Below are 26,528 nucleotides of genomic sequence, written 5' to 3' on the forward strand. Positions count from 1 at the left end.
GGGCAGTTGAGCGTTGAGCCGGATGTGATCCGGGCGGACAAGCGAGCCGCAAGAGTCGCCCGCCACATTGAGGCCGAGATCGTGCGCCGCGGGTGGACAGTGGGGGCGTCGCTGGGTTCCGAGGGCGCTCTGCAACAGCGGTATGGCGTAAGTAGGTCGGTGCTGCGTGAAGCGGTTCGGCTCGTCGAGCACCATCAGGTCGCCAGGATGCGTCGCGGACCCAACGGTGGGCTGCTTATCTGCGCGCCCGATGCCGGACCTGCGACCCGGGCCGTCGTCATCTACCTCGAATATCTCGGCATCACCCTGGGGGAATTGCTCGACGCGCGGCTGGTGTTCGAGCCGCTGGCGGCCTCGCTTGCCGCCGAGCACATCGACGAAGCCGGGATCGACCGGCTGCGAGCGGTGTTACGCGCGGAGGAACAGCGCAAGCCGGGGCTGCCGGCTGCGCGTGACGAGTTCCATGTGGCGCTGGCGCGGCAGTCGAAAAATCCAGTCCTGCAACTCTTTATCGAAATCCTGATGAGGTTGACCCGCCGCTACGCGCTCACTTCGCGCACAGATACGGTGGCCGAGGCGTTTGAGGCTGTCGACCAGATGCACAACGACCACGCGGCCATCGCTGCAGCCGTCACGGCGGGGGATTCGGCGCGTGCCAAGACGCTCAGCGAGCAGCACGTGCAACAGGTGACCGGTTGGCTGCAACAGCATCAACCTGGTGGGGATGCCAAGCTGGCGCACGTGCCGCGCCGGTCACTGCGGCTGGACTCCGAGACCCCGCCCGGCAAGCTCGCCGAAGTGTTGGCCGCCACGATCGCCGACGACATCGCCGCCAGCGGCTGGCAGCTCGATTCGGTCTTCGGGACCGAAACAGCTTTGCTGCAGCGCTATCGGGTGAGCCGTGCGGCGCTGCGGGAAGCCGTGCGGCTACTGGAGTATCACTCGGTGGCGCGCATGCGCCGCGGTCCCGGTGGTGGGCTGGTGGTCACCAAACCACAGTCGCAGGCCAGCATCGACACCATTGCGCTCTACCTGCAGTACCGCCAGCCCAGCCGCGAGGACCTGCGTTGTGTTCGTGACGCCATCGAGATCGCAAACGTAGCCAAAGTCGTGGAGCAGCGCGCCCGGCCCGAGGTTGCTTCGGTCCTCGACGAGCTGGTTGTGGCCAGCGACTTCGCGTTCGAGGACGCCGCAGACGCCGCCCGCAAGGTCGCCGTCGAGGAGTTCGGCTTTCATGTCGGTCTGGCTCAGCTGGCGGGCAACGCACTATTGGACTTGTTTCTGCGGATAATCGTCGAATTGTTTCAACGGCACTGGTCCAGCACCGAACACCAGCAGCCGACGTTCAACGATGTCGGCGCCGTCGAACATGCGCATCAGCGGATTCGCGAGGCGATCATCGCCGGCGATGACAGCCTGGCCCGCTACCGCATCCGCCGTCACCTTGATGCTGCGGCGTCCTGGTGGCTCTAGTCCTGTGCCGGGGATCTGACAAACCCATAGAGCCCGTGCATAGCAACGCCTCTCGACGGGTATGCCGATAGCCAAGCGAGAGGCCGGTCCAGCGGGGTGCCGGCGCAGGCGGGAGCGTTGAGATGACCACTAGCACGGTGACCGGACAACGAAACTTTGTCCATTCCGCGCTGCTGTACCACTCCCAGCATGAGTATCTGGAATCGGTGCAACGCTTCGTTCGCGAGGCGATGGTGCTAGATGAGCCGGTCCTGGTCGCGGTGCCCACCGACCGGCTGGCGCTGCTGGGTAGCCGGCTGCGCGGTGGAGCCACGGCCGAGCTGCAAATGATCGACATCGCCGAGGCCGCCCGCAACCCGAGCCGGCTGCTGGCCCTGCAGAATGCGTTCGTGGCGCGACACCGCGGTCGGCGGGTCCACATTGTCAGCCAACTTGTCTGGCCGGGGCGCACCGTGGACGAGTGTCTGGCCTGCATGCAGCACGAGGCGCTGGTCAATGCGGCGCTGGAAAACGACAGAGTGACGGCGCTGTGCCTCTACGACGCCGAACGAATGGAGGAGGAGGTGCTCGCCGACGCCCGCGCCACCCATCCGTTGCTGTGGAAATGCGGGTCGCCGCAGCGCAGCGCCGACTACGCGCCGGCTGAGGTCCTGGCCCGGTGCAATCGGCCGCTACCACTTCATCCGGGCGCCGTTACCTACCTGGTGCGCGAGAGCACCGACCTGCGGCCCGCGCGCTCGTTCGCCGTCGACTACGCGGGTTGGGTCGGTTTGTCGCAGGAAGGCCTCACCGATCTGCAGTTGATCGCCACGGAGTTGGCCACCAACAGCCTGCAATACGCCGACGGTGGCTGCCAGCTGGCATTTTGGCGTCACGATGAGCATCTGGTGTGTGAGGCGCGCGACGGCGGGGAACTCGGTGACCAGATGGCCGGACGTCACATCCCCGGCGGCAGCGGAACTGCCAGCCGCGGACTGTTCCTGGTCAACGCCATGGCGGATTTGGTCCGCACGCATACCTCGGCAAGCGGCACCACCATCCAGGCCTACCTACGCCTTGATCCGATGCGAGGCCAGACCGGATAGCGGCCCGCATACCTGCGGGCCGTCAGCCAGGCGAACCAGCCCTACTGTTCTTCTGGATATGTTGGGACGACCGGCTCCACGGGTGACTCGCGTTGGGTTGAGCAACCCGCCGACGCCACGGCGAACGCCGCGGCCAGTACCACGACCACCATCCGGATTGCCTGCATGCCCTTGCTGGTTTTCCTCGCGCTCATTACCGCGCCTTCCACTAGCCCCAATCCCCACAACCTGCGATTTGTAGCGCAAGCCGATGCTAACGCCATCGTTTGGCGACGCGAGCGGTTTTCGGATCTTTGGGCGGCCCGGTTGCGCCAGCGCGCGGCCGCTGCAGACAAAACCCGCTTGCGCCGGTCGCCGACCCCGTCTAGTGTCACCGTTCGTGCGTCTTCTCGAGCGTGCCGTAGTAGCCAGCACCCGCAGCGGGGTCTGATCCAGACCGACCCCCCGCTGTGGGTCGGAAGCTACTGCCGTCGGTCGTTCCTGCGAATCAGAGAAGACCGCCACCATGACTCTGCTCACCACTTTCGATCTGGACCTCGACCCCGAACCGATCGACGGTTCGGCGCGCAAGCCCGGCGCGCGAGCACATTTCGCGGGAATCTTCGGCGTCGATTTGCCGCGCGGACTGCGCGAGCAGGCCGCCACGATGTCATGGGATCGCTTTGTCGCGACCTATGGTCGCACCGGCGGTCCGGTCCGGTTGGGGCACTGGGAGTGCACCGACGCGGATCGGCCATCCGGGCGGCTGGGGCCGCAGGCCCGCAGCTTCCGCGCGATGATCCCCGTCGGGGATCAGATGAGCACCTCGACTGCCGCCGCGGGCGGCCCGATGGCGGCCCTGACCGCGATGCTGCACGACCGCGCGATCATGGTCGAGACGCTGAAATTCCATCAGGTGCAATCCGGCCCACACACCGCGACGTTCATCTGCGGAACCAACGGGGTGCGCTCCCAGTGGGCTATGGGCTGGTCGCAGGACCCGACTCAATCCGCGCTGCGTGCGCTGATCGCCTGCGCCAACCGGCTGCTCGACTGATGTCCGGCTCGGCTGGTGGGCGGGTGATCAGAGCGGACGCAACACGATCGGCATCCCGTCCTTGGGGACGGGCATACCTCCGTAGTCCCAGCACGCACGGTAGTCCGGCCGGGCGAGCTCCAGGCGGTAGCGGCGCAGCAATCGGTGCAGGATCGTCTTGATCTCCAATTGACCGAACACCATGCCGAGGCATTTGTGCGCGCCGCCGCCAAACGGTGTGAACGCGTAGCGGTGCCGCTTGTGTTCGTTGCGCGGCTCGGCGAACCGATCCGGGTCGAATGTCATTGGATCCGTCCAGAATTCGGGCAGGCGATGGTTCATCCCCGGGTATGCGATGACGTTGGTGCCTTTGGGTAGGTAGTAGCCCAGCAGCTCCGTATCCCGCACGGTCTGCCGCATCGCCCATTGGACCGGGGTCACCAAGCGGATCGACTCGTTCATCACCAGATCGAGGGACTCCAGCTTTTCCAGCGCCTCGATGTCGAGTGGTCCGTCACCGAGGCGGTCCGATTCGTCCCGGCAGCGCTGCTGCCACTCCGGATGGGCGGCCAGGTGGTAGGCCATCGTCGTGGCCGTCGACGTCGACGTGTCATGGGCCGCCATCATCAAGAAGATCATGTGGTTGACGATGTCCTGGTCGGAGAACCGGTTGCCGTCCTCGTCGGCGGTATGGCACAGCACCGTGAGTAGGTCGTTGCCCTCCTGGCCGCGCCGTTCGGTGACCCGGGCGGCGAAGTAGTTTTCCAGAAGCTGCCTCGCCCGTATCCCTCGCCACCAGGTGAACGGTGGCACGCTGGTGCGGATCACCGCGTTGCCCGCGCGGGTCGTCGTGGTGAACGCCCGGTTCACCTTGGTCACCAGCTCGTGGTCGGTGCCCGGTTCGTGGCCCATGAAGACCATGGACGCGATGTCAAGGGTCAGCTTCTTCATCGCGGGATAGAGCAGGAAGCGCGCGTCGTTGGTGGCCCACTCTCCGGCGATGGCTCGCGATGCCACCTCGTCCATGTGCTCGACGTAGCCAACCAGCCGGGACCGGACGAATGCCTCCTGCATGATCCGGCGGTGGAACATGTGTTCTTCGAAGTCCAGCAGCATCAGCCCGCGGCGAAAGAACGGCCCGATCACCGGGACCCAGCCTTGTTGCGAATAGTCCTTGTTGCGGTTGGAGTAGATGACCTGGGCGGCGTCGGGCCCCAGGGCGACGACGGCCGGCAGCACCGGCGAGTCGCCGAATACGACCGGGCCCTTGGTTCGGTACAGGAACATCAAGTAGTCGGGTCCGCCGCGCAACATCTCGATGAGGTGCCCCAGGATGGGCAATCCTGCATCACCGACAACCGGCTTGAGGTCACTGCCCGGTTGGGGATCGGCGAGCGTGGTTTCGGGAAATTGCGTCTTGAGTAGCCAGCGCTCGACCATGCCCATGCCGGGGAAATTGTTGAACGACGGGGTCAGCCGACGCTGGGCTTGGTCGAGGAGGTATGCCGGGGTACTGATAGTGGCCACTGGCGCTCCTTCGTTGTGGCAGCCGTCACTTCCACCTATCCTCAGGACGAACTTGACGGCTGTCAAGTTTCCTTTTCGTGCGGCTTGGTGCATGGTCGGAGGGTGATCGAATGGTGAACGGCCAGGCCGCCGATGAGAAGCAGCGTGGGCCGACGTTGCGACGACGAGGCGACAAGCAGCGACAGGCGATCTTGCAGGCGTTGCGCGAACTCCTCGAGGAGCGGCCGTTCGCGGAGTTGTCGGTCGCCACGATCAGTAACCGCGCCGGCGTGGCCCGCTCAGGCTTCTACTTCTATTTCGATTCCAAGTACTCGGTGCTCGCGCAGCTCATGGCGGAGGCGGTTGAGGAACTCGAAGAGCGCACGCAGTATTTTGCGCCCCGCCAGCCCGGTGAGTCGCCGCAGGAGTTCGCCAAGCGGATGGTTGGTAGTGCGGCGATCGTCTACACGCACAACGACCCGGTGATGATGGCCTGCAATGCCGCGAGACACACCGACATTGAGATTCGCGACATTCTCGATCAGCAATTCGACGTGGTGTTGCGCGAAATTGTCGGTGTCATCGATGCCGAGATGCGGGCCGGCACCGCGAACCCGATCAGTGAAGACCTGCCGACGCTGATTCGCACGCTGACGGCCACCACCGCACTGATGTTGACCGGGGACGCGCTGTTGGTGGGTCGCGACAGTGACTTGGAGCGCAGGGTGCGGGTGCTCGAGCAGATGTGGCTCAACGCGCTCTGGGGTGGTCCGATCCGGACCTGACGGGGCGGTCGGAAGGATCCCGGTGGTCTGGGCCGAGCGGCGCGCGCCGTTACCGCCGGTATCGTCACCGCCATGGCGCAGCGGCGGTATTTCGCGGGAAAGCGGTGTCTTGTCACGGGGGCGGCCAGCGGTATCGGCCGCGCTACCGCTTTGCGGCTTGCTGAGCAGGGCGCCGAACTGTATTTGACCGATCGCGACGGTGACGGTTTGGCGCAGACCGTGTCGGCGGCCCGCGCGCTCGGTGCGCAGGTGCCCGAGCATCGCGTTCTGGATATCTCCGACTACGACGAGGTGGCCGCCTTCGCGGCCGACATCCACGCCAGCCACCCCAGCATGGACGTGGTGCTCAACATCGCCGGCATTTCGGCGTGGGGGACCGTGGACCGGCTGTCACACGAACACTGGAGCAAGATGGTCGCCGTCAATCTGATGGGTCCGATCCATGTGATCGAGACTTTCGTCCCGCCGATGGTTGCGGCTGGTCGGGGCGGGCATTTGGTCAACGTGTCCTCGGCGGCGGGGCTGGTCGCGCTGCCCTGGCACGCCGCCTACAGCGCCAGCAAGTACGGTCTGCGCGGACTGTCTGAAGTGCTGCGCTTCGACCTGGCGCGCCATCGGATCGGTGTGTCGGTCGTGGTGCCGGGTGCGGTGGACACCCCATTGGTCGATACGGTCGAAATCGCCGGCGTCGACCGCGAAGACCCGCAGGTGAACCGCTGGATGAACCGCTTCAGCGGCCATGCCGTTTCGCCGGAAAAGGCCGCCGAGAAGATCCTGGCCGGGGTCGCCAGAAACAGGTATCTGGTCTACACCTCGGCTGATATCCGCGCGCTTTACGCGTTCAAGCGGCTCGCATGGTGGCCGTACAGCGTGGCTATGCGCCAGGTCAACGTGATCTTCACGCGCGCGCTCAAACCCAAACCGGTGGCCCTGCCGCAGCGCGAGTGACCTGTCGTCGCGAGCCTGCGTCGCAATGCTGAGCCGCTGGTCATCGGCCGCACAGCTTGCGAGCCAGGTCCTCCCATGCGTCACCGAGCGTGCGCAGGGTGTGGCCGCGATCGTTGAGCTGATGTTCGACATAGTCGACGTCGAGTAGGGCCAGCAGGGCATCGGTTTGGACATCAAGATCACCCGTGGTGTCTGCCGACTCCAAGAGCACCCGCACGTGTCTACGGTGCACCGAGGCCGCCGCGCCGTAGCGGGTCAGCGGATTGCGATTGGCTTCCGAGAGCAGCTCGTGGTGAGCGTGAACGAAGCAGATCCGCTCGCGACCGAACGCGATGAGGCGGTCCAGTGGTGCGGCCTCGGGGCCCAGCGGTGGCGGACCGAACAGGAACGCCTGCTGACTGGCGCGCTCGTCTTCGTCGAGCAGCACCATCATCAGGCCGGCGCGACTGCCGAACCGGCGAAACAGGGTGCCCTTGCCGACGCCCGCCTCGGCGGCGATGTCATCGGTGGTGACGGCTTCCGCGCCGCGCTTGGCGACCAGGCGGCGTGCCGCTTGCAGCAACAGCTCACGATTGCGCGCCGCGTCACCGCGTTCCTGGCGAGCGGATACGGGCAGCTCTCCCAGCCCCTCGACGCCGCTCACCCCAGCACTGTAGCTTGGTTGGAATAAATCGGACCATAGTCCGTTTAGATATTGCAACAATGAAGACCAACCAGTGAAGGGAACGGGCCAGTGGCACAGACAACGTCCGACATCAAAGTCTTGGCGCTAGTGGGCAGCCTGCGTGTGGCGTCTATCAACCGCCAGATCGCTCAACTCGCGGCCGACGTTGCACCCGACGGCGTCAGCGTCACGGTCTTCGAAGGCCTGGGGGACTTGCCCTTCTACAACGAAGACATCGATACGCCCGACCAGGTGCCCGCGCCGGTATCCGCGTTACGCGAGGTGGCCGCGCAGTCCGATGCCGCGCTGGTGGTCACGCCGGAATACAACGGCAGCATCCCCGCAGTCATCAAGAATGCGATCGACTGGCTGTCCCGGCCGTTCGGCGACGGCGCGTTGAAGCACAAGCCATTGGCGGTCATCGGAGGGGCCTTCGGCCGGTACGGCGGGGTATGGGCACATGACGACACCCGCAAATCATTTGGCATCGCCGGTGCTCGCGTCAGCGACGCGATCAAACTCTCGGTGCCGTTTCTGACGCTGGAGGGAAACCCGCCCGCAGACAACTCCGAGCTAACGGCGAACGTACGTGACATCATTGCCAAGCTCGCGGCCGAAGTCGGCTGACCTGGCGGTCGGTGGGATTAGCGGACTGGGCCCGAACGCCGACTCGCACCCCACCGACCGAGCCGCGCTCTAGAATCGGATTCTATTGTGTGCTAGCCACTTTGCCTGCCGCAGCCAATGTGAATGATTGTGTCAGGTGACCTCTTTTGGGTGTGGCAAGATTGCTCCCAGGGGTGGTTTCTGGAAGTCGTCCAGAGGCGGCTTCGCGGATATTCACCATCCGCGCACGGCCTGTCGTAGAGTCCTCCGCAAACCACCTCCGGCTCGGCAGCTGCCGGGTTGAGACTGGAGCGATTGCGAGGAGGCGGGGGCTTGAGATGCGCGGCCAGCAAAGCGGTCAGCGGCAGGTGGCCACTTGCATCACGGCTTTGGTCGCCGGCCGAGGTGGCGCGGCGGGCTACGCGCAAGAGCGCCTCGGATCGACGCAACGCGATTAGTCTGGCCACTGGGATGGTTCCGGTCGCCCACGGACCGGGTGACGAATGAATTTTGCGGTGCTGCCGCCGGAGATCAACTCGGCGCGATTATTTAGCGGCGCGGGGTCCGGGCCGGTGCTGGCTGCTGCGACCGCCTGGACCGGGTTGGCCGCCGAGTTGCGCTCGGCGGCAGCAGCGTTCTTGGCGGTGACATCGGGCCTGACGGGCAATTCGTGGCGGGGGCCGGCGGCGGCGGTGATGTTGGACGTGGCCGCTTCCTATGTCGGATGGCTGAGTGCGTCCGGGGCGCACGCCGAACAGGCGGCCGAACAGGCCAAAACCGCGGCGCAAGTGTTCGAGGCCGCGCGGGCTGTGACGGTCCAGCCGGGGCTGGTGGCTGCCAACCGTGCTCAGCTCGTGTCGTTGGTTGGCTCCAACCTGTTCGGGCAAAACGCCCCGGCCATCGCAACCGCTGAAGCTCGGTATGAGCAGATGTGGGCCCAGGACGTGGTGGCGATGCTTGATTACCATGCCGGGGCCTCGTCGGTTGCCGCCGCGCTGACCCCGTTGAGCTGGCCAACCCAAACCCTGGCGGGCCTGGCGGCTCCCGCCGCGGCCCTTGGTTCGGTCGCCAGGTCGATCAGCTTCAATGTGGGCTTCGCAAACGCCGGCCAGGGAAATGTGGGCGCGGCAAATATCGGCGATTTCAATCTGGGCTTGGGCAATATCGGTTCCGGCAACGTCGGTAGCGGCAATATCGGCGGCATCAATGTGGGCTCGGGCAACCGCGGCAGCTACAACATCGGCCTGGGGAACCTGGGTGACTCGAATGTTGGTTTCGGCAATGCGGGTGACCACAACGTGGGTGTGGGCAACGCCGGCTTCAACAATTTCGGTTTCGCCAATACCGGCAGCAACAACATCGGGATTGGGCTCAGCGGGGATGGGCAGGTCGGGATCGGGGCGCTGAACTCGGGCACCGGCAACATCGGGCTGTTCAACTCCGGCACCGACAACATCGGGTTGTTCAATTCGGGGACGGGCAACTTCGGGATCGGCAACTCCGGTGACTACAATACCGGCATCGGCAACGCGGGCGCCACCAACACCGGCCTGTTGAATGCGGGCCTGGTCAACACCGGTGTGGGCAACGCGGGCAACTACAACTCCGGTGGCTTTAACGCCGGGAACACCAACACCGGCAGCTTCAACTCCGGTGACTACAACACCGGCTACCTCAACCCGGGTAACTACAACACCGGTCTGGCCAACAGCGGCGACGTCAACACCGGCGCGTTCATCTCCGGCAATTACAGCAACGGCGCCTTCTGGCGCGGCGACCACCAGGGCACCGGAATTTCTTACTCGGTCACGATCCCAGCGATTCCGATCAATATCAACGAGACTTATAGTCTGGACATACCGTTTACCGAAGACATCGGACCCAGGTCCATTGCAAGCTTTGTCATTCCCCGGCAATCGGTCACCGTGATCGGAATCGACTTGCTGTATCTGGGCCCGATCACCATCCCGCAGATCAACATTACGGGCCCAGGGCTCCGGCGTTGTTGATTAGCAGGCTTGTGAGCTGGGTTGATGATCTTTGGTGCCGCGCTATTGGGGCCGGAGTGTAGGCACGGGCTATCTGGAGAACGATCGAGTTGGTTACTGTTCGTCGTTGGTCTGGAGTTGCCCGTGCCTACCGTTTCAGTATTGCCTGTGTCGTCGGTTCCAGAGGTGTTCGACCGCTGGAGTCCTGGTGAGCGTAGCGAGGTCATCGGATCGGAGTTTCTCGGTGTGTTGGTCTCGGTGCTAGACCCGAGGGACCCACGCGGTCGGAGGTATTCGCTGATGGCTTTGTTGGCGATCGCGGTTCTGGCCACTGCCGCGGGGATGCGCGGCTATGCTGGTTTTGCCACATGGGCGGCCACCGCTCCCGATGATGTGTTGGCCTAATTAGGGGTCCGGTTCCGGCGGCCCAGTGAGAAGACCTTCCGCGCTGTTTTGTCTCGGCTAGACCCCGCCGACCTCAACGCCAGGATGGGCAGTTACTTCACTGCACACGTGGCCAGCAGCGACCCCAGTGGATTGGTGCCGATCGCGTTGGACGGCAAGATGCTGCGTGGTGCTTTACGCGCCAAAGCGACAGCCACGCATCTCGTGTCGGTGTTCGCCCACCGTGCCCGATTGGTGCTCGGTCAACTCGCTGTCGCCGAGAAAAGCAATGAAATTCCCTGCGTACGTGCCCTGCTCACGCTGCTGCCGGGTAGCTTGCGGTGGCTGGTCACCGTGGATGCGATGCATACCCAGGTCGTCACCGCGAAGTTGATCTGCGCCACCTTGAAGTCGCACTACCTGATGATCGTCAAGTCCAACCAAGCCAAAATACTTGCGCGTATCACCGCGCTGCCCTGGGCCGAGGTGCCCGCAGCCGCTACCGACGACTCCCGCGGCCACGGCCGTGTCGAGACCCGCACCCTGCAAATCATCACCGCTGCACGAGGAATCGGCTTCCCCTACGCAAAACAAATCATCCGGATCACTCGTGAACGCTTGATCACCGCCACCGACCAGCGCAGCGTGGAGGTGGTCTATGCCATCTGCAGCCTGCCGTTCGAGCACGCCCGCCCTACCGCGATCATGACCTGGATGCGTCAACACTGGGGAATCGAGAACAGCCTGCACTGGATACGCGACGTCACCTTCGACGAAGACCGTCAAAGGGCACATACCGGAAACGGCGCACAGGTCCTAGCAACGCTACGCAACACCGCGATCAATCTGCACCGCCTCAACGGCGCCGACAACATCGCCGAAGCCTGCCGGATCACCGCTTTGACCGCCAACCGCCGCCTAGACCTCCTCAATCCACAATTCCCCAGCTCACAAGCCTGCTAATCAACAACGCCGGAGCCCTGGCGGCAATGTGGGCAGCCTCAACCTTGGCTTCGGGAACCTGGGCGACCACAACATCGGTCCGGGCAACCTGGGTGACTACAACATCGGCCTGGGGAACCTGGGTGACTCGAATGTTGGTTTCGGCAATGCGGGTGACCACAACGTGGGTGTGGGCAACGCCGGCTTCAACAATTTCGGTTTCGCCAATACGGGCAGCAACAACATCGGGATTGGGCTCAGTGGGGATGGGCAGGTCGGGTTCGGGGCGCTGAACTCGGGCACCGGCAACATCGGGTTGTTCAACTCGGGCACCGGCAGCTTCGGGATCGGCAACTCCGGGAACTACAACACCGGCATCGGCAACGCGGGCGCCACCAACACCGGCCTGTTCAACACGGGCCTGGTCAACACCGGTGTGGGCAACGCGGGCAACTACAACTCCGGCGGCTTCAACACGGGCAGCACCAACACCGGCAGCTTCAACTCCGGTGATCACAACACCGGTTACCCCAACTCGGGCGACTACAACACCGGCCTGGCCAACAGCGGCGACGTCAACACCGGCGCGTTCATTTCCGGCAACTACAGCAACGGCTTCTTCGTCGATGGCGACCACCAAGGTCTGATCGACGGGACTCCGGGCTTCTTCAACTCGACCACCAACCCATCGTCTGGTCTGCTCAACTCGGGGGAGGGCAGCGAGTCCGGGGTGGGCAACTACGGCGTCGGCAATTCAGGCTTCCTGAACTTCGCCTCGGTTACCGGTGCGGGCAGCTCCGGCCTACTCAATGTCGGCGCACTGCAGTCGGGCATCTTGAACCTGGGCAGTACTATCTCCGGGTTCGGCAACACGGGCTCGGTGACGCCGGCCTTCGTCTCCGGGGTCGCCAACGCCGGAACCAGACTCTCCGGCTTCTTCTTCAGGGGGACCGGTCCCTAGTCGCACGTAGCGCGGCCGGCGTTTGCGCCGGTGGCCCGGGCGCCAGGGGCTACGAGCGCAGCGCCGCCGGACGGCACATCGGCGCGTTTGCTGCTGGTCGGATCGGTGCGACTGGACCGCGCCGCTGTCGGTGGTCGGTGGTACACCATTCGTGGACGACGCGGCCGGCGGATTTGTGATCTGCGACACGCCGTGCCGACGTCCGACACGGCCTCACGACCAGGGAATTTCAAAAATGTCATTCCGAACATCTTGTATCTCTTCTCGTTGTCACCCCCTAGGTGTAGTGTTTCGAGGACCGACAGAACCCAGGTTCACCGGTTCCCAGCAGATTCACGGGATTCGAGGAACTTCCCGGGATCGGCATCGCCAGGTCGACGGACATGGCGGCCGCGCAACGGGAATCTGGGGGCTTGCCGGGCCGCTGAAACATAGCGAAGATGCACAACCCAAATCGTTGCCAGTCCCAACAGGCCAGACTCCCCGACTTCCGCAAAGGAGCGGTACACCCATGACCATCACCGTGTACACCAAGCCCGCATGCGTCCAGTGCAGCGCCACCTACAAGGCGCTGGACAAGCAGGGCATCGACTACGACAAGGTCGACATCAGCCTGGACCCGGAGGCGCGCGACTACGTGATGGCGCTGGGCTACCTGCAGGCGCCCGTCGTGGTGGCCGGCGACGACCACTGGTCCGGTTTTCGGCCCGACCGCATCAAGGCGCTCGCCAAGTCGGCGCTGAGCGCATAGCGGCGCCGAGCGCACAGCGGGGCAGACGATAGCGAAGGAGGCTGTGGTGGAGCCGTGCAACCTGGTCTATTTCTCCAGCGTCTCGGAGAACACCCACCGCTTCGTGCAGAAGCTAGGTCTTCCCGCCACGCGGATACCCCTGCACGGCCGTATCGAGGTCGACGAGCCGTACGTGCTGTTACTGCCCACCTACGGGGGCGGCCGGGCTAACCCGGACCTCGATCTGGGCTCCAACGCCGGCGGCTATGTCCCCAAACAGGTCATCGCCTTTTTGAACAACGAACACAACCGGTCGCTGATCCGGGGCGTGATCGCCGCCGGCAACAACAACTTCGGTGCCGAATTCGCCTATGCGGGCAACGTGGTGTCCCGCAAATGCGGTGTTCCGTATCTCTACCGCTTCGAACTGATGGGTACCGCGGACGACGTCGCCGCCGTCCGCGCGGGACTTGCCGATTTCTGGAAGGAACAGACGTGTCACCAACCGTCACTGCAGAGCCTGTAACCACCAGCGCGCACGCGCTGCCGGGGGAAACGGACTACCACGCGCTCAACGCGATGCTGAATCTGTACGACGCGGACGGCAAGATTCAGTTCGACAGGGACGTTCTTGCCGCACGTCAGTTTTTCCTGCAGCACGTCAACCAGAACACGGTCTTCTTCCATAACCAGGACGAGAAGCTCGACTATCTGATCCGCGAGAACTACTACGAGCGTGAGGTGCTCGATCAGTACTCGCGCAACTTCGTCAAGACGCTGCTCGATCGCGCCTATGCAAAGAAGTTCCGGTTCCCGACGTTCTTGGGGGCGTTCAAGTACTACACCTCCTACACGTTGAAGACCTTCGACGGCAAGCGCTACCTGGAACGCTTCGAGGACCGCGTGGTCATGGTGGCGCTGACGCTGGCCTCCGGTGACGCGACGTTGGCCGAGAAGCTCGTCGACGAAATCATCGACGGTCGGTTCCAGCCGGCCACGCCGACCTTTTTGAACTCCGGCAAGAAGCAGCGCGGCGAGCCGGTGAGCTGCTTTCTGCTGCGCATCGAGGACAACATGGAGTCGATCGGACGATCGATCAACTCCGCGTTGCAGCTGTCCAAGCGGGGTGGGGGAGTAGCGCTGCTGCTGACCAACATCCGCGAGCATGGTGCGCCGATCAAAAACATCGAGAATCAGTCGTCGGGCGTCATCCCGATCATGAAGCTGCTCGAGGACTCGTTCTCCTACGCCAATCAGTTGGGGGCGCGTCAGGGTGCCGGCGCGGTGTACCTGCACGCGCACCATCCCGACATCTACCGCTTCCTGGACACCAAGCGCGAGAACGCCGACGAGAAGATCCGGATCAAGACCCTGAGCCTGGGGGTGGTGATCCCGGACATCACCTTCGAGTTGGCCAAGCGCAACGACGACATGTACCTCTTCTCGCCCTACGACGTCGAACGCGTCTACGGTGTGCCGTTCGCCGACATCTCGGTGACCGAGAAGTACTACGAGATGGTCGACGACTCGCGCATCCGCAAGACCAAGATCAAAGCGCGAGAGTTCTTTCAGACGCTGGCCGAGCTGCAGTTCGAGTCCGGCTACCCCTACATCATGTTCGAAGACACGGTGAACCGGGCCAACCCCATTGAGGGCAAGATCACCCACAGCAACCTGTGCTCGGAGATCCTGCAGGTGTCCACGCCGTCGTTGTTCAACGACGACTTGTCGTACGCCAAGGTGGGCAAGGACATTTCCTGCAACCTGGGCTCACTGAACATCGCCAGGACCATGGATTCCCCGGACTTCGCCCAGACCATCGAGGTGGCGATCCGGGCGCTGACGGCGGTCAGCGACCAGACGCACATCACCTCGGTGCCCTCAATCGAGCAGGGGAACAAGGACTCCCACGCCATCGGTCTGGGACAGATGAACCTGCACGGCTACCTGGCCCGCGAACACATCTTCTACGGCTCCGAAGAAGGCGTTGACTTCACCAACATCTACTTCTATGCGGTGCTCTACCACGCGCTGCGGGCGTCCAACCGAATCGCGGTCGAACGCGGCACGCGCTTCAAGGGTTTCGACCAATCCAAGTACGCATCGGGGGAGTTCTTCGACAAGTACACCGAACGGGTTTGGGAGCCGAAAACCGAGAAGGTGCGCCAGCTCTTCGCCGACGCGGGCATCCGCATTCCCAACCAGGACGACTGGCAGCGGTTGAAGGAGTCCGTGCAAGCTCACGGCATCTACAACCAGAACCTGCAAGCGGTGCCGCCGACCGGGTCGATTTCCTACATCAACCACTCGACCTCGTCGATCCACCCCATCGTCTCCAAGGTCGAGATCCGCAAAGAAGGCAAGATCGGTCGCGTCTACTACCCGGCGCCCTACATGACCAACGAGAACCTGGACTACTACCAGGATGCCTATGAAATCGGCTACGAGAAGATCATCGACACCTATGCGGCCGCCACTGAGCATGTGGACCAAGGGCTTTCGTTGACGTTGTTCTTCAAGGACACCGCCACCACCCGCGACGTCAACAAGGCGCAGATTTACGCCTGGCGCAAAGGGATCAAAACCCTGTACTACATCAGGCTGCGGCAGATGGCGCTGGAGGGAACCGAGGTCGCCGGCTGCGTGTCCTGCATGCTCTAGGCCCGCAGAAGGTAAGTCGACCGCGGGTTCGAGGCGTCTCGAGCCGCGCGATCCGCCCTGGCGGCATGTCATGTCTGCCCAGGTCAGCAACTGCTACACGGTAAGGTATTTGACGTGCGGAGAATAAGCCGAGCCCACCCCAATGCAGACGCGGGGGTGAAAGTTGACGCACGCAGTGAACGGTGGCGCGAGCACCGCAAGAAGGTCCGCAACGAGATCGTCGAAGCGGCCTTTCGCGCCATCGACCGGTTGGGGCCCGAACTCAGTGTCCGCGAAATCGCTGAGGAAGCCGGCACCGCCAAGCCCAAGATCTACCGGCACTTCACCGACAAGTCCGATCTCTTCGTCGCGATCAGGGAGCGTCTGCGCGACATGTTGTGGACGTCGATCTTCCCGTCGATCAACCTGGCCACCGACTCGGCCCGCGAGGTGATCCGGCGCAGTGTCGAAGAGTACGTCAGCCTGGTCGACAAACATCCCAACGTGCTGCGCGTGTTCATCCAGGGTCGCTTCGCGACCCAATCCGAGGCGACGGTGCGGACCCTCAACGAAGGCCGAGAGATCACGCTGACCTTCGCGGAGATGTTCAACAACGAGCTGCGCGAGATGGAGCTGAACCGTGCGGCCTTCGAACTCGCCGCCTTCGCCGCCTTCGGGTCGGCGGCGTCGGCCACCGAATGGTGGTTGGGGCCGGAACCGGACAGTCCGCGGCGCATGCCGCACGATCAGTTCGTCGCGCATCTGACCACGATCATGATGGGCGTCATCGTGGGCACCGCGGAAGCGCTCGGCATTGCGATGGACCCCGACAAGCCGATTCACGACGCGGTACCTGCGCCGACTGCCGACCGCCGTTGACATCGTTGCGGCTATCGATAACACTCGTGTTATCCGATACCGGGGGTACCGGGTATTCGCGTTCAGGTAGACGCCTATCGTCGTAACTGCGCGTACTCACACAACAGGAAAGACCGCCATGACCGATGTCGTGATCCCCAGCACAGAAACAACAGCATCCGGGGAACCGCAGGCGCCCACACCGCCAGTCAAGACCCGCGCGGTCATCATCGGCACCGGGTTCTCCGGTCTCGGCATGGCCATCGCGCTCCAAAAACAAGGCGTTGACTTCGTCATCTTGGAGAAATCCGATGACGTGGGTGGAACCTGGCGTGACAACAGCTATCCAGGTTGTGCCTGCGATATCCCTTCACACCTGTACTCGTTCTCGTTCGAGCCCAAGCCGGACTGGCGCAACCCGTTCTCCTATCAACCCGAGATCTGGGACTACCTCAAAGGGGTTACCGAGAAATACGGGCTGCGCCGCTACGTCGAGTTCAACTCCCTGGTCGACCGCGCCTATTGGGATGACGAAGAGTGCCGTTGGCATGTGTTCACCAGCGATGGGCGCGAATATGTCGCCCAGTTCCTCATCTCGGGGGCCGGTGCGCTGCACATTCCTTCCTTGCCCGAGATCGAGGGCCGCGAAGAATTCGCGGGACCGGCGTTCCATTCAGCCGAGTGGGACCACAGCGTGGATCTGACCGGCAAGCGGGTGGCGATCATCGGCACCGGCGCCAGCGCGATCCAGATCGTTCCCGAGATCGTCGAGGAGGTCGGCGAACTGCAGCTCTACCAGCGCACCCCGCCGTGGGTGGTACCGCGCTCCAATCCGGAGATTCCGCCGGCGCTGCGCCGGGCCATGGAGAACGTTCCAGGGCTGCGCGCACTGGCGCGCCTGGGGATCTACTGGGCGCAGGAGGCGTTGGCCTTCGGCATGACCAAGCGGCCGAATGTGCTCAAAGTCGGTGAGGCCTATGCCAAGTACAACATCCGCCGCTCGGTGAAGGATCGTGAGCTGCGCCGCAAACTCACCCCGCATTACCGCATCGGCTGTAAGCGAATCCTGAACTCGTCGAGCTACTACCCGGCCGTTGCGAACCCGAAGACGCGCCTGATCACCGACCGCATCGCGCGAATCACCCGCAATGGCATCGTGACCGCCGACGGTGTCGAATATCAGGCCGACGTGATCGTGTACGCCACCGGGTTTCACGTCACCGACTCCTATACCTACGTTCAGATCAAGGGGCAGCACGGCGAGGACCTGGTCGACCGGTGGAACCGGGAGGGCATCGGCGCTCACCGCGGCATCGCCGTCGCCGATGTCCCCAACCTGTTTTTCCTGCTCGGCCCGAACACCGGATTGGGGCACAATTCGGTGGTCTTCATGATCGAATCGCAGATCCACTACGTCGCCGATGCGATCGCCAAGTGCGACAAGCGGGGTGCCCAAGCGCTGGCTCCCACTCGGGCTGCGCAGGATCGTTTCAACGAGGAGCTGCAACGCAGGCTGGCGGGCTCGGTGTGGAACAGCGGCGGATGCAGCAGCTGGTATCTCGATGAGCACGGGCGCAACACCGTGCTCTGGTGTGGCTACACCTGGCAGTACTGGCTGGCCACTCGGTCGGTCAAACCCGAGGAGTATCAATTCTTCAAGGCCGGCGCTAAGAGCTCGGTCAACGGCTGAGTAGTTGGGCGAAGGCCCGTGCGGCCGCGTCCACGCCGGCGTCGTCGTCGGTGGCAACGAGGTCGAGCAACAGGCCACGGATGACCGCCAGCCCGAGTCGTACCAGCGCGGGATCGGCCGACCCCTCGGTGACGGCGTTGGCCTCGGCCAGCCAGCCGTAGACCGCGCGGGGAACCATCTGAGCGAATCGCTTTTCGCCCTGCGCGGCGCGGGAGTAACACTCGAAGAACAGACGCTCGAGCTGGCGCAGCTCGGGCCGACGCACATCGGCCCACATCGCGGTGAAACTTTCCGCCGGGCTGGTCGGCAATTCGGGCAACAGACTCATCTGTCGACGCTCGACCTCTTCGACCACGGCCACCAGTAGATTGTCTCGAGATCCAAAGTGGTGCAGCAGCATTCGATGGCTTGTGCCGACCGCCGCCGCAACGTCGCGCAGCGATCGGTCGCCGACCCCGTGCGTGGCGAAGTCCTCGACCAGAGCGTCCAGTAGCTGTCTGCGCCGCTGTAGGTCAGGCGTGCGCGCCACGGGCACGCCCGAGTTGCTCGGCTCTGCTCTTCAGGCCGCTGGCCTCCATGTCGAGGTAGCGCTTGGTCATGCTGGTCATCAGCCGGCCGACCACGGAGCCGAATGCGCCGCGCTGGTCGATTTGCTGGCGCACCAGCGTCCGGCCGCCGGGCAGGGGGGTGACGTCGTGGCGTGCGTAGGCCAGGGCACCGGGGCCGCGCTGTTCCCATGTCCACGAGACGCCCGGATCGATCTCGGTGACCTTCCAGACGAGTTTGGTCATCCTCGGTTGCTTGATCGCGAACCGTTTGCCCACGGCGAGGCCGGGCCCATCCAGTGCGGCCAGCGAGGTCACCGAGGCGGTCCATTCGGGCCAGCGTTCAACATCGCTGAAAACCGCCCAGACGGTTTCTGGTGGCGCATCGATTTCGACACTGTGTTCGGTAATCACGTACCAAACGGTACATGATTGATCGGCTTCTGGATAGGCCCTGGTAGCGCGGCTGCCCTGGATTCCGGGCCGCTTGGTTGGCGACACGCAAACACAACTTCTTGTGTTGCGCTGCCTTGTCGGCCCCTAAGGGTAGTGTTTGTGGCCTAAGCAACGCGCTGGCCAATTCGTCCCAATTTGGCCCAATCGCCCTGGAGGAGTGGAGTTCCGGTGACTGGAAATGCAAAGCTGATCGACCGCGTCTCCGCGATCAACTGGAACCGCGTCCAAGACGAGAAAGACGCCGAGGTCTGGGACCGGTTGACCGGCAACTTCTGGCTGCCAGAGAAGGTCCCGGTATCCAACGACATCCCCTCCTGGGGCACGCTGACCGCCGGTGAAAAGCAGCTGACCATGCGGGTGTTCACGGGTCTGACGATGCTGGACACGATTCAGGGCACCGTGGGTGCGGTCAGCTTGATCCCCGACGCGTTGACTCCCCACGAGGAGGCGGTGCTGACCAACATCGCGTTCATGGAGTCGGTGCACGCCAAGAGCTACAGCCAGATTTTCTCCACCCTGTGCTCGACCGCCGAGATTGACGACGCGTTCCGCTGGTCGGAGGAAAACTCCAACCTGCAGCGCAAGGCGGAGATCGTGCTCGAGTACTACCGGGGCGATGACCCGCTCAAGCGCAAGGTGGCCTCCACGCTGCTGGAAAGCTTCCTGTTCTACTCGGGCTTCTACCTGCCGATGTACTGGTCGAGCCGGGCCAAGCTGACCAACACGGCTGACATGATCCGGCTGATCATCCGCGATGAGGCCGTGCACGGCTACTACATCGGCTACAAGTTCCAGCGCGGGCTTGCGGCCGCCGACGAGGCCCGGCGTACCGAGCTCAAGGACTACACCTACGAGCTGCTCTTCGAGCTATATGACAACGAAGTCGAGTACACCCAGGATCTCTACGACGAGGTCGGGCTGACCGAGGATGTCAAGAAGTTCTTGCGCTACAACGCAAACAAGGCGTTGATGAACCTCGGCTACGAGGCCCTGTTCCCGCGCGATGAGACCGACGTGAACCCGGCGATCCTTTCGGCGCTGTCGCCCAATGCCGACGAGAACCACGACTTCTTCTCCGGCTCGGGGTCGAGCTACGTGATCGGCAAGGCCGTGGTCACTCAAGACGAGGACTGGGACTTCTAGGGCGCCACCAGGCGCCATAGTCGGGCCCCGCCATATGTGTGCGGTCCGTGAACGGCCGGTGAATTGTGCGCACGACGGGACCCCACGGTGGCGCCGGCGAGGCGCCTACCGTGACACTGGTGGGGTGATGAAAACCTTGTCTTCTCACCCCCGGTTCGTCCGCTCAGTGGTTCGTTGGCTGCAGGCGGGCTACCCTGACGGCGTTCCGGGGCCCGATCGGGTGCCCCTGTTGGCGTTGTTGCGCAGCACACCGCTGACCGAGGACCAAATCCGGCAGGTGGTGCGCGATATCACCGCGGAGGGTTCACCCGCGACGGCCGACGGGGTGATCAACCGCGACGAGATTGCGGAATTCATTACCGACGTGACTCACCACGATGCGGGACCGGAAAACATCCAGCGGGTAGCCGGCGTGCTCGCCGCCGCCGGCTGGCCGCTGGCCGGCATCGACCTCAGCGAGACCGAGGATGGCGACGCCGAGACACCCGAAGGGCTTTCGTCACAGGCTTGATGTATCGATGACGAATCGATAGCGCACGTCGCTGGCCAGCACCCGCTCGTAGGCTTCGTTGATGTAATCGGGCTCGATGAGCTCGATTTCGGGCGTGACGCCGTGCTCGGCGCAGAAGTCCAACATCTCCTGGGTCTCGGCGATCCCGCCGATGTTCGATCCGGACAGGCTGCGCCGCATCAGCGCCAACGCGAATGCCGGCACCTCCATGGGGTGCTCCGGGATGCCCAGCTCCACCAGCGTGCCGTCCACGTCCAGCAAGTTGAGGTACTGGCCCATGTCCAGGTTCGCCGACACGGTGTTCAGGATCAGATCGAAGCTGCCGCGCAGCTTGCGGAAGGTGTCCGGGTCCGATGTTGCGTAGTAGTGGCTGGCGCCCAGCCGCAACCCGTCTTCCATTTTCTTGAGTGACTGCGACAACACGGTCACCTCGGCGCCCATCGCGGTGGCCAGCTTCACGCCCATGTGCCCGAGCCCGCCCAGGCCGATCACCGCAATTCGCTTGCCCGGCCCGGCGTTCCAGTGCCGAAGCGGTGAAAACAGCGTGATGCCCGCGCACAACAGTGGGGCGGCCGCATCCAGCGGCAGTGCGTCGGGGATGCGCAGCACGTAACTCTCGTCGACGACGATCGCCTTGCTGTAGCCGCCCTGCGTCGGTTGGCCGTCTTTGCCGACCGAGTTGTACGTGAAGGTCGCGCCGCGCTTGCAGTATTGCTCGATGCCGCGCTCGCAACAGCTGCACTCGCGGCAGGAGTCCACGAAGCAGCCGACACCGACGTGGTCGCCCACCTTGTGCTTGGTTACCTGCGAACCCACCGCGCTCACCACGCCGGCGATCTCGTGGCCCGGAACCACGGGGTAGTTCGGCTGGCCCCACTCGGCTTTGACGGTGTGGATGTCGGAGTGGCAGATGCCGGCGAACTTGATGTCGATTGCCACATCGTGCGGGCCGGGGTCGCGACGGGTGATTGGGGTCTTGGTCAGCGGTTCGGTGGCCGACAGGGCGGCGTATGCGGAGACGGTGTTCATGGAAGTCCTCTTCGAATCCTCGGGAGCATCGTTTTTTGTAAAGATTAGCTAAGTTAAAGTTCTGGGGCAAGGTGAGGGCGCTCACTCACCAGCCTATGACTCGGCCCGCGGTCCGGTCTGACCGGTCGAGCGTTCAGTTGATCGGTGCGTTCACCCAGCGCAGGTCATCGACAATGCCCCGAGCGGCGACTAAACCCTCACCCGTCTGCCATATCTCGTCGTTGACGATCAGGACCCGGTTGTCGTGGTTGGCGGACAGCTTGCGCCACGGACCGCTGTCCAGCACGGTAGCGGCTCGTTCGGCGGCCGCGGGGGAGGCGCAGGACACGTAGATGATGTCGGCGTCAGCGGCCGAAAAGTCCGGTCCTTTGGCAAGTTCGGCGTCGGTGGTGCCCATCTCGAGATAAGGCTTGTCGGTGAACCGCTGCGACGCGGGCCGATCCACCCCGACCGCGGCGAGCACACTGGCCGCAAAGTTGCGGGACCCATAGATCCGCATGCTGTCGCGGGTCAGCTGGACGATCGACGCTTGGAAATGGGTTGCGTCATGTTTGGTCCCCACCTGTCTGGCTCGCTGGGTGAATCCGCTGAGCAGCTCCTCGAGCGCGGCGCTGCGGGCGGTCGCGGCCCCGACGCCGCGCAGATTGTCCTCCCACGCCGCCCCCGGTGCCGCCGTGAACACGGTGGGGGCGATCGCCGCCAACTGCGCATACAAATTCGGTGTCAGCGCTTCTGAGCCCAGGATCAGATCCGGGTGGGCCGCATCGATCGCCTTCAGATCTGGCGCGGTCCGGCTGCCGACCCCCGGCAGGTCGTGCACGGCGGTGCCGAGGTAGGAGGGCTGGCTATTGGAACCGTCCGGGAAGGCGGCACCGACCACCCGGGATTGCAGTCCCAGCGCACACAGCGCGTCGAGCTGGTCGCCGGAGAGCACCACGATGCGCTGCGGTTCGGCGGAGATCTGGGCGACATCCGGGGTGACGCCCGCGGCGTTGTGCGCCGGGCGGGTTGCCGGCCCCGGGTCGGGTGCGGCCGCCTCGCGCGCGCACGACTCATCGGCCTTGCGGTCGTTGCCCAGCACCCCGGCGCCCGCGATCTGGGTGGTAGGAGTGGCCACCGAACGCGACGCTTTGGTGGCGGGTTGGTTTGACCCGCAACCGGAGCACACCACGATTGCGACACTCAGAGATACCGCGACCAGACCCAGTCGCATCCGGCCGAATTGCACGCGTTCGACGTTAACATCTGCCCAGGTGCGGGCGATCCGCCCGAGCTCGATGGGCGCCGCCGGAACCCAATTACGACAGTTTGTAGGACCAGGCCTGCCGGCCGGCTGATAACGGGCTAAGATTCGTACCAGTGTTGGGTAAAGCGACCCTGTCCGCGCTGGATGTTTGGAGGAGCTGTTGACAGCCGAAGCGCCCCCTTTGGGAGAACTCGAGGCCATTCGTCCGTATCCGGCCCGCACCGGTCCCAAAGGGAATCTGGTCTACAAGCTGCTGACGACGACCGATCACAAGCTGATCGGCATCATGTACGTCGTCACCTGCTTCATCTTTTTCCTGATCGGCGGGTTGCTGGCGCTGCTGATGCGTACGGAGCTGGCCACGCCGGGCCTGCAGTTCTTGTCGAATGAGCAGTTCAACCAGCTGTTCACCATGCACGGCACGGTCATGCTGCTGTTCTATGCGACCCCGATCGTGTTCGGCTTCGCGAACCTGGTGCTTCCGCTGCAGATCGGGGCGCCCGACGTCGCGTTCCCGCGGCTGAACGCCTTTTCGTTCTGGCTGTTCCTGTTCGGCGCCACGCTGGGTATGGCCGGCTTCATCACGCCCGGTGGCGCCGCCGACTTCGGCTGGACCGCCTACACCCCGTTGACCGACGCCATCCACTCACCCGGCGTCGGCGGTGACCTGTGGATCATGGGCATCGCGGTCGGTGGTCTGGGCACCATCCTGGGCGCGGTCAACATGATCACGACCGTCGTGTGCATGCGTGCACCCGGCATGACGATGTTCCGGATGCCGATCTTCACCTGGAACATCCTGGTGACATCGATCCTGGTGCTGATCGCGTTCCCGTTGCTGACCGCGGCGCTGTTCGGGCTGGCCGCCGATCGCCACCTGGGCGCCCACATCTACGACCCGGCCAACGGCGGGGTGCTGTTGTGGCAACATCTCTTCTGGTTCTTCGGTCACCCCGAGGTGTACATCCTCGCGCTGCCGTTCTTCGGGGTGGTCTCCGAGATCTTCCCGGTGTTCTCGCGCAAGCCGATCTTCGGCTACACCACGCTGGTCTACGCGACCTTGTCGATCGCGGCCCTGTCCGTTGCCGTGTGGGCGCACCACATGTTCGCCACCGGTGCGGTGCTGCTGCCGTTCTTCTCCTTCATGACCTTCCTCATCGCGGTACCGACCGGGATCAAGTTCTTCAACTGGGTCGGCACCATGTGGAAGGGGCAGTTGACCTTTGAGACGCCGATGCTGTTCTCGGTGGGCTTTGCGGTCACGTTCCTGCTGGGCGGTCTGAGTGGGGTGCTGCTGGCCAGCCCGCCGCTGGACTTCCACGTGACCGACAGCTATTTCGTGGTCGCGCACTTCCACTACGTGCTGTTCGGCACCATCGTGTTCTCCACCTTCGCCGGGATCTACTTCTGGTTCCCCAAGATGACCGGTCGACTGCTGGACGAGCGGCTGGGCAAGCTGCACTTCTGGTTGACGTTCATCGGGTTCCACACCACGTTCCTGGTGCAGCACTGGCTCGGCGACGAGGGCATGCCTCGCCGGTACGCCGACTACCTGCCCACCGACGGCTTCCAGGGCCTGAACATCGTCTCGACCATCGGGGCGTTCATCCTGGGCGTGGCGATGATCCCGTTCGTGTGGAACGTGTTCAAGAGCTGGCGCTACGGCGAGGTGGTGACCGTCGACGACCCGTGGGGCTACGGCAACTCGCTGGAGTGGGCGACCAGCTGCCCGCCGCCGCGGCACAACTTCACCGAGCTGCCCCGCATCCGTTCGGAGCGCCCGGCGTTCGAGCTGCACTACCCGCACATGGTGGAGCGTCTTCGGGCCGAGGCCCACGTGGGTCGTCACCACGACGAGTTGGCCAAGGCAACGTCGAGCTGATGGAAACGCACCGCCTGGGCCGGTGCTCGGCGTGGCTGGGTGGTAATCGCGAGTGAGCGTGCCCGCCAAAGTGTCGGTGTTGATCACTGTCACCGGCATCGATCAGCCGGGTGTGACCTCCGCGCTCTTCGAGGTGCTCTCCAAGCATGGCGTGGAGCTCCTCAACGTCGAACAGGTCGTCATCCGGCGCCGGCTCACGCTGGGAGTGCTGGTGTCCTGCGCACCGGAAGTCGCCGACGGCGCCGCGCTGCGCGAGGACGTCGAAGCCGCGATCCATGAGGTGGGCCTGGACGTAACGGTGGAGCGCAGCGACGACCTACCGGTCATCCGGGAACCGTCGACGCACACCATCTTCGTGCTGGGCCGCCCGGTGACCGCCGGGGCATTCGGTGCGGTGGCCAAAGAGGTGGCGGCGCTGGGCGTCAACATCGACTTCATCCGCGGCATCTCCGACTATCCGGTCACCGGCCTGGAGCTGCGGGTCTCGGTGCCGCCCGGCACCTATCGACCCTTGCAGACGGCCCTGACCAAGGTCGCCGTCGACGAGCGGGTCGATGTCGCCGTCGAAGACTACGGGCTGGCCTGGCGGACCAAGCGACTGATCGTGTTCGATGTCGATTCGACACTGGTTCAGGGTGAGGTCATCGAGATGCTCGCGGCCCGGGCCGGTGCCGAGGGCACCGTGGCGGCGATCACCGAGGCCGCCATGCGCGGGGAACTGGACTTCGCGCAGTCGCTGCAACAGCGGGTGGCCACCCTGGAGGGCCTGCCGGCCACCGTCATCGACGATGTCGCCGCACAACTGCAACTGATGCCCGGCGCACGCACCACGCTGCGCACCTTGCAGCGGTTGGGGTTTCGCTGCGGCGTGGTCTCCGGTGGCTTCCGCCGGATCATCGAGCCACTGGCGCAAGAGCTGAACCTGGACTTCGTCGCCGCCAACGAGCTGGAGATCATCGACGGCACACTGACCGGCCGGGTCGTCGGCTCCATCGTCGATCGGCCGGGTAAGGCCGCGGCGTTGCGAGAATTCGCCGGGCGCTTCGGCGTTCCGATGGAACAGACCGTCGCGGTGGGCGACGGCGCCAATGACATCGACATGCTGGCCGCCGCCGGCCTGGGCGTCGCGTTCAACGCCAAGCCGGCCTTGCGCGCCGTGGCCGACGCGTCGTTGAGCCATCCATACCTGGATACCGTGCTATTTCTGCTGGGGGTGACTCGCGGCGAGATTGAAGCCGCCGACAACGTCGACGGCGTGATGCGCCGCGTCGAGATCCCCGAGGACTAAGCCGCCGCGCGCAATCGCGCTGAGCAGACGCAGACTCGCAGCAAAATCACCGATTTTGTGCGAGTCTGCGTCTGCTCGCGGGTGGGGGAGCGGGTAGCGCGCGAGTCTGTCGAACACCTGATAAAGTTTTCAATTGATAAATTCACAGAAGCT

Annotated in this window: 23 protein-coding genes and 2 pseudogenes; 18 read left to right on the plus strand and 7 right to left on the minus strand. The window is 64.1% G+C overall.

From position 1 onward, the window contains the following. Positions 1 to 6: 6 nt before the first annotated feature. Together CKW46_RS10965 and CKW46_RS10970 are read left to right on the plus strand one after the other, a co-directional pair. The gene (locus CKW46_RS10965) at positions 7 to 1,473 is read left to right on the plus strand and encodes a FadR/GntR family transcriptional regulator (RefSeq protein WP_020724587.1); all 1,467 of its coding nucleotides are present in this window, start codon (positions 7 to 9) and stop codon (positions 1,471 to 1,473) included. Positions 1,474 to 1,595: 122 nt separating this feature from the next. Beyond that, positions 1,596 to 2,558, plus strand: a complete 963-nt coding sequence (locus CKW46_RS10970; RefSeq protein WP_015355070.1) for a sensor histidine kinase — start codon at positions 1,596 to 1,598, stop codon at positions 2,556 to 2,558. 41 nt (positions 2,559 to 2,599) lie between these two features. On the opposite strand, the gene CKW46_RS10975 is transcribed toward CKW46_RS10970, so the two are convergent. Beyond that, positions 2,600 to 2,752, minus strand: a complete 153-nt coding sequence (locus tag CKW46_RS10975; RefSeq protein ID WP_015355071.1) for a hypothetical protein — start codon at positions 2,750 to 2,752, stop codon at positions 2,600 to 2,602. A 311-nt stretch (positions 2,753 to 3,063) separates the two neighbouring features. Here CKW46_RS10975 and CKW46_RS10980 point away from each other — a divergent pair, with 311 nt between their 5' ends. Continuing rightward, on the plus strand, positions 3,064 to 3,594 hold the full coding sequence (locus CKW46_RS10980) for a 2-isopropylmalate synthase (RefSeq protein ID WP_240274964.1): 531 nt from the start codon (positions 3,064 to 3,066) through the stop codon (positions 3,592 to 3,594). Positions 3,595 to 3,621: 27 nt separating this feature from the next. Here the strand turns inward: CKW46_RS10980 and CKW46_RS10985 are convergent, their stop codons facing one another. Further along, on the minus strand, positions 3,622 to 5,100 hold the full coding sequence (locus CKW46_RS10985; RefSeq protein ID WP_015355073.1) for a cytochrome P450: 1,479 nt from the start codon (positions 5,098 to 5,100) through the stop codon (positions 3,622 to 3,624). Positions 5,101 to 5,213: 113 nt separating this feature from the next. Between CKW46_RS10985 and CKW46_RS10990 the strand changes: the two genes are divergently transcribed. Together CKW46_RS10990 and CKW46_RS10995 are read left to right on the plus strand one after the other, a co-directional pair. Continuing rightward, positions 5,214 to 5,864, plus strand: a complete 651-nt coding sequence (locus CKW46_RS10990) for a TetR/AcrR family transcriptional regulator (protein WP_085981838.1) — start codon at positions 5,214 to 5,216, stop codon at positions 5,862 to 5,864. A 72-nt stretch (positions 5,865 to 5,936) separates the two neighbouring features. After that, positions 5,937 to 6,812, plus strand: coding sequence for an SDR family oxidoreductase (locus CKW46_RS10995; RefSeq protein WP_482053152.1), 876 nt, complete (start codon positions 5,937 to 5,939; stop codon positions 6,810 to 6,812). A 40-nt stretch (positions 6,813 to 6,852) separates the two neighbouring features. On the opposite strand, the gene CKW46_RS11000 is transcribed toward CKW46_RS10995, so the two are convergent. Then, positions 6,853 to 7,455, minus strand: coding sequence for a TetR/AcrR family transcriptional regulator (locus CKW46_RS11000; protein ID WP_012393465.1), 603 nt, complete (start codon positions 7,453 to 7,455; stop codon positions 6,853 to 6,855). 90 nt (positions 7,456 to 7,545) lie between these two features. Here CKW46_RS11000 and CKW46_RS11005 point away from each other — a divergent pair, with 90 nt between their 5' ends. The 9 genes and pseudogenes from CKW46_RS11005 to CKW46_RS11045 all read left to right on the plus strand — a co-directional run bounded on the left by CKW46_RS11005 (position 7,546) and on the right by CKW46_RS11045 (position 18,275). Next, complete coding sequence (locus tag CKW46_RS11005; protein WP_015355075.1) at positions 7,546 to 8,103, plus strand: NAD(P)H-dependent oxidoreductase; 558 nt, start codon at positions 7,546 to 7,548, stop codon at positions 8,101 to 8,103. Positions 8,104 to 8,585: 482 nt separating this feature from the next. Next, on the plus strand, positions 8,586 to 10,091 hold the full coding sequence (locus CKW46_RS11010) for a PPE family protein (RefSeq protein ID WP_482053153.1): 1,506 nt from the start codon (positions 8,586 to 8,588) through the stop codon (positions 10,089 to 10,091). 123 nt (positions 10,092 to 10,214) lie between these two features. After that, positions 10,215 to 11,417 (plus strand): annotated as a pseudogene (locus CKW46_RS11015) (ISAs1-like element IS2404/ISMul1 family transposase). A gap of 22 nt (positions 11,418 to 11,439) precedes the next feature. Beyond that, positions 11,440 to 12,357 (plus strand): annotated as a pseudogene (locus CKW46_RS11020) (PPE family protein); the annotation flags it as partial. Between the two features lie 511 nt (positions 12,358 to 12,868). Continuing rightward, positions 12,869 to 13,108 (plus strand): redoxin NrdH, encoded by a 240-nt coding sequence (locus tag CKW46_RS11025; RefSeq protein WP_012393468.1) that lies wholly within the window; start codon positions 12,869 to 12,871, stop codon positions 13,106 to 13,108. Between the two features lie 46 nt (positions 13,109 to 13,154). Further along, positions 13,155 to 13,613 carry a class Ib ribonucleoside-diphosphate reductase assembly flavoprotein NrdI gene (nrdI, locus tag CKW46_RS11030; RefSeq protein ID WP_015355076.1) on the plus strand — a complete coding sequence of 153 codons (459 nt, stop codon included), beginning with the start codon at positions 13,155 to 13,157 and terminating at the stop codon, positions 13,611 to 13,613. Further along, complete coding sequence (gene nrdE / locus CKW46_RS11035) at positions 13,583 to 15,748, plus strand: class 1b ribonucleoside-diphosphate reductase subunit alpha (RefSeq protein ID WP_117435204.1); 2,166 nt, start codon at positions 13,583 to 13,585, stop codon at positions 15,746 to 15,748. The genes nrdI and nrdE overlap by 31 nt, the downstream gene beginning before the upstream one ends. A gap of 114 nt (positions 15,749 to 15,862) precedes the next feature. Then, positions 15,863 to 16,606, plus strand: coding sequence for a TetR/AcrR family transcriptional regulator (locus CKW46_RS11040; RefSeq protein WP_015355078.1), 744 nt, complete (start codon positions 15,863 to 15,865; stop codon positions 16,604 to 16,606). A gap of 118 nt (positions 16,607 to 16,724) precedes the next feature. Continuing rightward, positions 16,725 to 18,275, plus strand: a complete 1,551-nt coding sequence (locus CKW46_RS11045; RefSeq protein WP_252872235.1) for a flavin-containing monooxygenase — start codon at positions 16,725 to 16,727, stop codon at positions 18,273 to 18,275. Here the strand turns inward: CKW46_RS11045 and CKW46_RS11050 are convergent. Then, positions 18,265 to 18,804 (minus strand): TetR/AcrR family transcriptional regulator, encoded by a 540-nt coding sequence (locus tag CKW46_RS11050; protein ID WP_020786461.1) that lies wholly within the window; start codon positions 18,802 to 18,804, stop codon positions 18,265 to 18,267. The genes CKW46_RS11045 and CKW46_RS11050 overlap by 11 nt on opposite strands. Beyond that, entirely contained in the window at positions 18,788 to 19,234 is a 447-nt protein-coding gene (locus tag CKW46_RS11055; RefSeq protein WP_015355079.1) for an SRPBCC family protein, read from the minus strand. Before CKW46_RS11055 ends, CKW46_RS11050 begins: the two co-directional genes overlap by 17 nt. A gap of 210 nt (positions 19,235 to 19,444) precedes the next feature. Between CKW46_RS11055 and nrdF the strand changes: the two genes are divergently transcribed. Together nrdF and CKW46_RS11065 are read left to right on the plus strand one after the other, a co-directional pair. Then, positions 19,445 to 20,419, plus strand: a complete 975-nt coding sequence (nrdF, locus tag CKW46_RS11060) for a class 1b ribonucleoside-diphosphate reductase subunit beta (RefSeq protein WP_012393475.1) — start codon at positions 19,445 to 19,447, stop codon at positions 20,417 to 20,419. Positions 20,420 to 20,546: 127 nt separating this feature from the next. Then, positions 20,547 to 20,930 carry a DUF3349 domain-containing protein gene (locus tag CKW46_RS11065; protein ID WP_036449685.1) on the plus strand — a complete coding sequence of 128 codons (384 nt, stop codon included), beginning with the start codon at positions 20,547 to 20,549 and terminating at the stop codon, positions 20,928 to 20,930. Here the strand turns inward: CKW46_RS11065 and CKW46_RS11070 are convergent. Further along, a complete protein-coding gene (locus tag CKW46_RS11070) occupies positions 20,919 to 21,959 on the minus strand; it encodes an NAD(P)-dependent alcohol dehydrogenase (protein ID WP_482053154.1) in 1,041 nt (346 codons plus the stop codon). The two genes, CKW46_RS11065 and CKW46_RS11070, sit on opposite strands and share 12 nt — an antisense overlap. Before the next feature lie 133 nt (positions 21,960 to 22,092). Further along, complete coding sequence (locus tag CKW46_RS11075) at positions 22,093 to 23,172, minus strand: iron-siderophore ABC transporter substrate-binding protein (protein ID WP_015355081.1); 1,080 nt, start codon at positions 23,170 to 23,172, stop codon at positions 22,093 to 22,095. 193 nt (positions 23,173 to 23,365) lie between these two features. Here CKW46_RS11075 and ctaD point away from each other — a divergent pair, with 193 nt between their 5' ends. Both ctaD and serB read left to right on the plus strand, forming a co-directional pair. Continuing rightward, positions 23,366 to 25,087, plus strand: coding sequence for an aa3-type cytochrome oxidase subunit I (gene ctaD, locus CKW46_RS11080; protein ID WP_012393478.1), 1,722 nt, complete (start codon positions 23,366 to 23,368; stop codon positions 25,085 to 25,087). Between the two features lie 58 nt (positions 25,088 to 25,145). Beyond that, positions 25,146 to 26,375, plus strand: a complete 1,230-nt coding sequence (gene serB / locus CKW46_RS11085; RefSeq protein ID WP_015355083.1) for a phosphoserine phosphatase SerB — start codon at positions 25,146 to 25,148, stop codon at positions 26,373 to 26,375. Positions 26,376 to 26,528 lie beyond the last annotated feature (153 nt).

It is taken from the genome of Mycobacterium liflandii (assembly GCF_022354805.1).
GTDB lineage: Bacteria > Actinomycetota > Actinomycetes > Mycobacteriales > Mycobacteriaceae > Mycobacterium > Mycobacterium marinum.